The sequence below is a fragment of the Streptomyces palmae genome (assembly GCF_004684805.1).
GTDB classification, from domain to species: Bacteria; Actinomycetota; Actinomycetes; order Streptomycetales; family Streptomycetaceae; genus Streptomyces; species Streptomyces palmae.
Genome location: NZ_SRID01000562.1, coordinates 1 through 2,882 on the forward strand (window position 1 = coordinate 1; position 2,882 = coordinate 2,882).

General features: G+C 75.3%; 2 protein-coding genes. Both read left to right on the top strand.

The window, feature by feature from the left end; translation table 11 throughout:
• The first annotated feature begins 310 nt into the window (after positions 1–310).
• Positions 311–1,606 carry an acyl-CoA dehydrogenase family protein gene (locus E4099_RS30905; RefSeq protein WP_135342411.1) on the top strand — a complete coding sequence of 432 codons (1,296 nt, stop codon included), beginning with the start codon at positions 311–313 and terminating at the stop codon, positions 1,604–1,606.
• Positions 1,607–2,098: 492 nt separating this feature from the next.
• The gene (locus tag E4099_RS30910; protein WP_245245329.1) at positions 2,099–2,614 is read left to right on the top strand and encodes a nitroreductase family deazaflavin-dependent oxidoreductase; all 516 of its coding nucleotides are present in this window, start codon (positions 2,099–2,101) and stop codon (positions 2,612–2,614) included.
• The last annotated feature ends 268 nt before the right edge of the window (positions 2,615–2,882 follow it).

The window sequence follows — 2,882 nt, forward strand, 5'->3', positions numbered from 1 at the left end:
GGTCGGGGCGGAGGGGTGGGAGAGGCGAGGTTGACGCCGGTGCCGCCGGGTGCGGGCACCCCGCGGCGGTCGGTCGTGCGGTCCGTCGTCGCGCGGTCCGCTGTCGTACGGATTCGGTCCGACATGAATCTGACGGTACATCAGATCAGCGATCGGGTGGTCGGTGCGGAGTGGGCCGTCTGGGCGGACCTCGCGGTCGGGGTGGCGCCGCGGGCGCGTGGCGGGTGGCTTGTTGTCGTGGAGACGGGCTGGGAATGCGGCCCTGCTTTCTCTAATATGACGAGGCGTCAGATTCTGGAGGTGCTCGCCCATGGACGCCGCGTTCACCCAGGAGCAGGTCGAGATGCGGCGCACCCTGCGCGCGGCGCTCACCACACACCGCGGCCCCGACCAGGTAAAGGCGGCGACCCGCGGCCACCTCGGATACGACGGCGTGCTCTGGCGGCGGCTGGCCCGCGAGCTGGGGCTGCCCGGCCTCACGGTGGCCCGGGAACACGGCGGCGCCGGCTGCGGCCCCGTCGAGCTGGCCCTGGCCTGCGAGGAGCTCGGGCGCGCCCTGCTGCCCTCCCCGTTCCTGGCCGGCACCGTACTCGCCGCCCCCCTGCTCACCGCACTGGGCACCCCCGTCCAACGTACGGCGCTGCTGCCCCGTCTCGCCGCGGGGGAGCTGACCGCCACCCTGGTGGTGCCGGGCCGGGTGCTCTCCGCGGTGCTGGGGCTGACCGGACCCTGCCCGGCGGAGTGGGCGGGTGGCGGACGGGCCGGCGGCATCCAGGCGCGCCGCACGCCGGACGGCTGGCGGCTGTACGGCGAGGCCGACCAGGTCCTCGACGGACACAGTGCCGAACTGCTGCTGGTGGCCGCCCGCAGCGGCGGGTACACCCGAGGCCGCACCCTGCTCTTCCTGGTTCCGGCCTCGGCGCCCGGCCTGGTACGCACTCGGCACACCGCGCTGGACGAGACCCGCCCCCAGGGCCGCGTCGAACTCCGCGACACTCCGGCCGAGTTGCTGGGCGCGTACACAGGGACGGACAGGGGTGCGGCAGGGCTTGCGGTCGGGGCAAGCGGGGCGGCGGAACGTGGAGCTCCGCGCGGAGTGTCCGCTGGGGTGCCGGAAGCCTCCGAACAGGATGTGGCACCCGTACTGGCCGGGCTGGCCGCGCCGCTCGGGGTCGCCCTGGCGGCCGAGGCGGTAGGCGCGGCCGAGCAGGCGTTGGCCCGTACCGTCGGCCATGTACGCACCCGGAAGCAGTTCGGCCGGGTCATCGGTTCCTTCCAGGCGGTCCGGCACCGCTTGGCCGACCTGTATGTGGAACTCGCCGCCGCGCGTTCGGCGGTGTACTACGCGGCGTGGGCGGGCGGCGCGACGGCTTCCGGACTGGCGCTGGCCCAGGCAGGGCAGGCGCTGCGCGCGGTGGCGGGGCAGGCGATACAGCTGCACGGGGGCATCGGGTTCACCTGGGAGCACGACGCGCATCTGTTCTTCAAGCGGGCCGCTTCGGACGAGCTGCTCTTCGGCCCCGGGCACCGGCTGCGTGGCTGGGCGGCGGAACGGGCCGGGCTCTTCGTCCCGACCGAGGACCCGCTCGGGGTGGTGGCGGTCTGATCGCCGCGCATCGCCGGGTCGCCGAGGGCGCGAGGGGGTGGGTAGCCGCGACGTTGCCGGGTGGGCTGGGGCAACGGGCGCCGTGGTGCCGCTGGATCGGCGAGGGCGAGAGCAAGGGGCAGGCGCCATGAGGGCCGCCGGGTCGGCGGGGCAACGGGCGCCGTGGTGCCGCTGGATCGGCGAGGACGAGGGGCCGGCAGGCGCCATCGAGAACCGCTGGGCGGGAGGACGAGGCGATGCGGAAGGCTGGTGAGGTGGGTGAACACGGAAGAGCCCGAGCGGGCGGACGGGCCGCCTGCGGTGGACACGCCACGTAGGGCCCCGGGCGCGGGCGCTGCCGGTGGAACCGATAGCCCACCCGGACCGGCTGGGTCGGACGGTGTACCCCCGCCACGGCAGCCCGCGCCCGCCCCGCAGCGCACACCCGCGCGGCAGCCCGCGCCCGCCCGGCAGCGCACGCCCTCCCGGCGGGGCCGTGGCGCCGGGCGGCTGGTGCGGGTGGTGCAGAAGGTGTCGTCCAGCCGGGCCTTCGCGAAGGTCGCGCCTCGGGTGATCCCGGCGCTGGACCGTACGGTGCACCGGCTGACCGGTGGCCGGGTGCTTCCGGCGGCTTCTCTCTTACCGGGGGTGGTCCTCACCGCCACGGGGGCCAGAAGCGGGCTTCCCCGGCGTACCCCGCTGGCCTGCATGCCGGAGGATGGCGGTACATGGGTGCTGGTCGGCAGCAACTTCGGCCGCCCCGGGGAGCCGGCCTGGACCGGCAATCTGCTGGCTCATCCCGAGGCCAGCATCAGCTGGCGGGGCCGCGAGATCCCGGTGCGGGCGCAGCTGCTGGAGGGTGCGGAACGCGAGGCGGCCTGGGCGGCGGTGCTCGCCTTCTGGCCGCCCTACGGTACGTACCAGGCACGAGTGGAACGCCGGATCCGGCTCTTCCGGCTCACCCCGCGTGAGCATCCCGGAGCGCGGCCGGCGAACCAGACGGTGAAGGGCCCGAGCGACCGACAGTGAGGCCGGGGTTCCACACCCGGCAGACGCGGCACGGAACCCCACGCGCACACCCCTCACACCCTCCGGACACCCCACGCGCACACCCCTCACCCGCGCACCAGTCACCCCACGCACACACCCCCACCGCGGAGCCCCAACCCGACCGGTGCCCGAGCCGGGGGCGGCTCGGGCCAGACAGGACATTCGGTCGGGACGGGCTCCGGTGCGGGGCTCCAGGTGGTTCGCCCGGCGAGGACGAGGGCTCGGGGTGACGGCCAGGGCTCAGGGG

Excerpts from the sequence above, each read along its gene's own strand:
- E4099_RS30905 (WP_135342411.1), top strand. The coding sequence starts at position 311 with ATGGACGCCGCGTTCACCCAGGAGCAGGTCGAGATGCGGCGCACCCTG.